The 6,000-nt window shown below is 64.5% G+C and carries 3 protein-coding genes; all 3 read right to left on the bottom strand.

Annotated elements, in window-relative coordinates:
• Positions 1–121 precede the first annotated feature (121 nt).
• Positions 122–2,434, bottom strand: a complete 2,313-nt coding sequence (locus ACFDR6_RS22700; RefSeq protein ID WP_317240185.1) for a TonB-dependent receptor — start codon at positions 2,432–2,434, stop codon at positions 122–124.
• Positions 2,415–3,494, bottom strand: coding sequence for a HoxN/HupN/NixA family nickel/cobalt transporter (locus ACFDR6_RS22695; RefSeq protein ID WP_375859556.1), 1,080 nt, complete (start codon positions 3,492–3,494; stop codon positions 2,415–2,417). Before ACFDR6_RS22695 ends, ACFDR6_RS22700 begins: the two co-directional genes overlap by 20 nt.
• A gap of 199 nt (positions 3,495–3,693) precedes the next feature.
• A complete protein-coding gene (locus ACFDR6_RS22690) occupies positions 3,694–5,967 on the bottom strand; it encodes a TonB-dependent receptor (RefSeq protein ID WP_375859555.1) in 2,274 nt (757 codons plus the stop codon).
• Between the last annotated feature and the right edge of the window lie 33 nt (positions 5,968–6,000).

Genomic DNA, 6,000 nt, shown 5'->3' with positions numbered 1-6,000 from the left:
TTGAGTGAGCCGGGATACACGACACATACGCCGAAACCGAATTTCGGTAAAGTGGAATATTTTTGCGACACTGGATTGACAGAGGCCGACACAGGCGCGATCGCGCGTCAGCCCGGCAAACCTAGAACGCTCCGGCGATCGTGAGCCGGAACGTCATGGGCTCCACGGGGTGCAGCACGTAGTCCATCACGCCATTCTGACAGACTGCCGCTGGCGCGGTGCCCGATGTGCAGAGGTTGTAGAGCGTGTCGGTCCTGAGCAGCGACCCATAGGCATAGGTGATCTGGTTCGCCCTCGTGTTGAAAAGATTGAGCACGTCGAGCTGAAGGCGCCAGCCATTGTCGATGCGATAGCCGAGGCGGCCGTTGAAGATGCTGGTCGCGGAGGAGCGGAACGCGTTGTCCTCCGTCAGTGGGCTCGACGCCAGATAGCGCCAGCGCAACGTTCCGAACCAGCCCGTCTTCTCGCCCAGCGTCACGCCGGCCGACGCCACCATCGCCGGCGCATTCGGAATGTAGTTGCCGGGCGCGTTGCCTATTTGCGCCTCCGGATAGCCGGCGAGCGAGGCATAGATCTCCGCCTGCTCGCTGTTGTAGCCGCGGAAACGCGCATGGGTCATGGCGAGATCGGCGTCGATGTCGATCCATGACAGCGGCCGGTAATGGTTGGTCCATTCGAAGCCGTAGCGGCGGCTGGCGCGGGTGGCCGAGGTGTCGCCGGCATCGCCGGCGAACAGGATCTCGGAATCCTGGTCGAGGATGAAGAGACTGAGCGAGCTGTCGAGGCCGGGAACGATCCTGCTGCGCACGCCGACCTCCGCCCCCTTGGTACGAACCAGGAGCGGCGACGGCGTCAGCCTGGTCGCGGGATCGCTCGGGTCTTCCGTCGTGGTCGCACCGCGGGCATCGTTGGAGTGCATGCCGTAGCCCGCGCCGAGGAAGAACTCGGTCTGATGGAACGGCCCCAGCACCATCCTGAATTTCGGGCTGCCGAGCGCGGCGTCGGCGCGGCCGGAATTGTTGGCGTTGAACCGGGAGGTCACGTCCGCCGCATAATAGTCGCCGCGCCAGCCGACCGTCGTTCTAAGCCAGTCGGTCCATCGCACCGTGTTCTCGGCGAAGAGGCCGACACTGCCCTCGCCGACCTTGTCGCTGCGGACGTTGGAGAGAAAATCGCGCCGGAACGTGTTGGTGAGGGCAAGATCGATCGCGTCATAGCGCGACTGCAGACCGAAGGTGGTCTGCATCGGCAAGCCGGCCAGCGAGCCGTTCAGCGTGCGCGAGATGTTGGCGCCGGCCATCAGACGGTCGTCATGCTGGTGGAACTGGTCACCAAACACGGGATCGCTGAGGTAGTAGGTGAAGTTATTGAAGAGATCGAGCTGGCTCTTCACGACATAGGCGTTGGCCTTCCACGACCCCGCATCGTCGCTCTGCGCAACGCGGCCCGAGAGTGCAAAGCGGTTGGTGTTGCCGCCGTCGCTCGGATCTTCCGAGCCGAAGCGGCTGAGAAAGCCTGCCGCGATCGCGCGCTGCGGCACCTGGTCGGTCGAATTCCATGCGTTCGTGTAGGCCATGCCGGTGATGGAGACGCCGTCGGTCGCGGTGCCCTGGCTGTAGCGAACCAGACCGTTGAGCTTGCGGACATTGTCCGGATGGTCCCACGGGCCGTTGTAGGTGCCGATCTCGCCGGCCACGAGCAGCGCGCCGTCACTCATCTTCGCGGAGTCCATGCCGAGGAGACGCCGGTAGCCGAAGCTACCCACGCTGACCTGCGCCAGTCCCTTGGTGCGGTCGATCAGGCCGACATGGACGCTTCCGACCGAGGCGAAATCGCCTTCCTCGGCGAAGTACGGACCCTTGCGCACATCCACCGCGGCGATGGTTTCCGGGATCAGCCAGTTGAGATCGGCATAGCCCTGGCCGTGCGCATGGGTGCGCATGTTGACGGGGACGCCGTCGACGGTGATGGCAAGGTCGGTGCCATGGTCGAGATTATAGCCGCGCAGGAAGTACTGGTTGGCTTTGCCCTCGCCGGAATGCTGCGTCACGATCAGGCCCGGCACCGCCTCGAGCGCTTCGCCCGGCCGCGTGAATGGGCGTGCATTGAGCTCTTCGCCGGAGATGGTGATCTCGCTGGCCATGCCGGGCCGGCTCCTTGCACCCGAGGCGACGCTGCTCCCGTCCGAGACTTGCGCCGCCGCAGGATACACAAGGACGCGGTCTCCGGCGGGGGTCGGCTTGCCGGAGCGTCGCGACGCGACCGGCTTTCTGCGCGTCGCCATCTCAGCACCGCCAATCTGGATTGGCGGCAGCTCGCGCAAGGCGTCACTGCTCTGCGCGAACACACGACCGTCATCGGCGAGCAGCACCAGGGCCGACAGAGCCGTCAGCGCGGCTCCGCCACGACCGGGCTCACGCCGCTTCGGTCGCATCGGCGCATCCCAGAGCTTTGGTCGCGGCCCGGTGCCGTCCGCCCGCAAAGACGCGACGATAGAGCACGACCGAGACAAGCCAGGCGATTGCGAACAGTGCGATCACGGCGAAGCCGACATTGGCGAGCGACTCGTTGAGACCTTCGACCAGCGCCCACACGCCCCCGGAGAGGCCGAACCGGTCGGCGGCCAACCCGAGCGCCTCGATACCGCCGATCAACAGCGCGACTGCCACGGAGGCGCCGGTGATCGTGAGGTTGTACCAGAGCTTTCGCAGGGGATCGACGAATGCCCATCGATAGGCACTCACCATCAGCGCGGAGTCGGCAGTGTCGACCAGCGCCATGCCGGACGCGAACAGCGCAGGGAAAACCAGGACATCCGCGACCGAAGCGCCGCGCGCGGCTTCGGTCGCGGAGATGCTGAGCAGGCCGATCTCGGTCGCCGTGTCGAAGCCGAGACCAAACAGGAAGCCGAGCGGATACATGTGCCATGGCTTTGTGACCAGGCGGAAGAGCGGACCAAACAGCCGCGCGAAGAAGCCACGATTGGCGAGCAGCCTCTCGAGACCCTCGGCGTCGTGGACGCCCTGCTCCCGCGCCGCCCGAAACGTCCGCCACAGGCTGACGAAGATGACGAGATTGATGGCCGCGATCACCAGCAGGAACAGTGCCGACACCGATGTGCCGATGAAGCCGCCGATCTCCTCGAGCAGGCTGTCGCCGCCAAGGCTCACCACGCCGAGCGCAAGCAATATGGTCGCGACCACAACGACGGTGGAATGGCCGAGCGCGAAATGGAGGCCGACGCTGTGCGGCGCGCCGCCGCTCTGCATCAACTTGCGCACGACGTTGTCTATCGCGGCGATGTGGTCGGCGTCGACGGCGTGGCGCAGACCGAACACCCAGGCCAGCAGCGCAGTCGCCAGCACCGTCGGCCGGTCGCCAAACAGCGCGAAGGCCCAGGCCCATGCGGCGATGTTGGCGGCGATGAGCCCCCCGAACAGCAACAGCGTTCCGGGTTCGATCGCCCTTAAAGTCCGTCTCACCGCTTGCTCCATCCACCCGATCCGGCAGTATGAGGTTTATCAAGAACCCTCATACTGGCAAGAGCAAGGAGCCGCGCCAGTTTCGAGCCTAACGGCCCGAAAAGCACACCGAAACGGAATTCAACTCATTGATCCAATGGAGACTTTCCTAGTCCGGGGCGTCGCCGCGCCGGAGCGGAATGCTGGACTGCGTTTCACGCAGGCGCAGCGACTACATGTCCACCGTCATCGACAGCAGATAGGTGCGCGGTGCTCCCAGGAAGAACGTTCCGAACGACGCCACGCTCGACCAGTAACTCTCACCGGTCACATTCTGGATGTTTGCGCGGAAAACCGTCTTCTTGCCGTTGATCGCCGTGGTGTAACGCGCGCCGAGATCGAGCCGCGTCCAATCCGGGATCGGCTGCTTGTTCGCGCTGTCGACGAACTGCCGGCCGGTGTAGATGACGGCGCCGTTCAAGGTGAGATCTCTCATCCATGGCAGGTCCCATTCCGCCCCGATATTGGCCTGAATGGTCGGAACGCCGATCGGCGTATTGCCAACATTGGTCGCGACGGCGGTCTTCGTCAGGGTGCCATCCAGGAACGAAAGACCTCCGAGGAGACGAACATCCGGCATGAGCTCGCCGTAGATGTTGACCTCGAGGCCGCGGACCCGTTGCTCTGCGGTCGCCGCGAAGCGCCCGGCGGACAGCTCGCCGCTCGCCTTCGATATCTCGAAGGCGCTGAAGGTGGTTGCGATCCGGCCGAACTCCACCTTGATGCCGGCCTCGTACTGCTTGGCGACGTAGGGCTGCAGCACTTCACCGAAATTGGTGGCGGTCTGTGGAGCCACGTCGCCCTTGGCGAGACCCTCGACATAGTTCGCGTACAAGGAGACATGGTCGAGGGGCCGGACGACGAGGCCGACCACCGGGGTGACGGCGGTCTTGTCATAGGACGTCGTCGGCGTCCCGACATTGGAGGCATAGTTGTTCGCCTCGATGCCCTGGCGTCGGACGCCCAGGGTCAACAGGATGCGCTCGTCGAGCACGGACATGGTGTCGGCAATCGAAAGCCCCGTGAGCTGACTGTCCGAAAGTCGGGGCCGGTCGCTGATCTCGTTGGCAAACTGGGTTGGCGCGACGGTCGGATTGTAGATGTTCGACCCGACCAGACTGCCGTTGGTCAGCCGCCGATGCAGTGCGTCATGGTAGACCGAGGCCTGGAAGGCGACGGCATGATGCACGAAGCCGGTATCGAAGCGGGCGCGGACGCCGCCGTCATAGGTGGTTCGATCAATGCTCAGTCCGAAGTACTGAGGCGTCGAGGTCGTGTTGCCGTTCGCGTTGACGATGGTCGGAAGGCCGAAAAAGCGCTCGACATTGGTCTTGGAGCCGCCGACGTCCGCAAACAGCGTGACCTGGTCGCTGAGATCGTACTCGGTCCGCAGCAACGCCGATTTGTCGGTGATGTTCGACCATTCCCAGGGCTGGGTCACGTTCAACTTGCCGTCCGGCGCCTTCGGCACCTGCAGGCCGGGAGCCATCAGAAACGGACGCGACGGAGCATCGAACCGGTCGGTTTGCGCGATGAGATAGAGCCAGGACCTGAACCGCTCGCCTTGATAGTCGAGGGCCAGCGATCCGACGCCCGTCGTTTCGGATTGGCGATCGATCGGCGTGTCGCCGCCGCGGAGGCTTCCGGTGGCCCGTACGCCCCATTCCTTGCCGCTGCCGTAACGCCTCGCGACATCCCAGTGACCGCCGAAGCGTGCGACCGAGCCGTAACTTGCGGTCAAGCGGGTCAGATCTTCTTCCGCACGCTTCGGCACGACGTTGATGACGCCGCCGACGCCGCCATTGGGAGCCATGCCGGAGAGCGCGGCCGAGGGACCCTTGAGCACTTCGAGGCGCTCGACGTAGTCCGTGAAGATGCGATAGGTCGGCGCGATTCCGTAGAGGCCTTCGAAGGCGAACTCACCATTGTTGCCTTCGTTGATCGGGAATCCACGAATGTTGAAGGAATCCACGATACCACCCGTCGGGTGGGAGCTTCGCACGGACGGATCGAGAATCAGCGCGTCGGCACCCGTGGCCGCCTGCCGATCCCGAATGAACTTGTCGGTGTAGCTCGTCACGTTGAACGGTGACTTCATGGTGTCGGTATTGCCGAGCAGTCCCAGCCGCGCGCCTCGCGCGACCTCGCCGCCTGCAAAGGCGGGAGCGACCCCCGATTGCGGTCGCGCTGCGGCTGTTTCGGTTTGCGGGGCGCCACGCGCCGGGGCCCGCCGCGAATTCGATCGGGCCCGGACATCGTTTCGCTTGGTCGGCGCACGGCGGGCTGATTGTTGAGCCGGAGCATCGACAGTCACGGGCGGAATGGAATTGCCGCCTTGCGGCGTCTGGGATCGCGCAGGCGATTCGAACCACGCGAGAAACGCAACTCCACCCAGCAGCGCCGCACCAAAGCGGGCTACCGTCTCAACTCCACCCATCCGTCGCATCAGGAAAGCCCCTCATCAATGGCCCTCTCTAGA

Origin of the sequence: Bradyrhizobium tunisiense (assembly GCF_042263385.1) — a bacterium.
GTDB classification, from domain to species: Bacteria; Pseudomonadota; Alphaproteobacteria; order Rhizobiales; family Xanthobacteraceae; genus Bradyrhizobium; species Bradyrhizobium tunisiense.
Note: the sequence above shows the minus strand (reverse complement) of the source record. Positions and strands in the feature narration are given on the sequence as shown.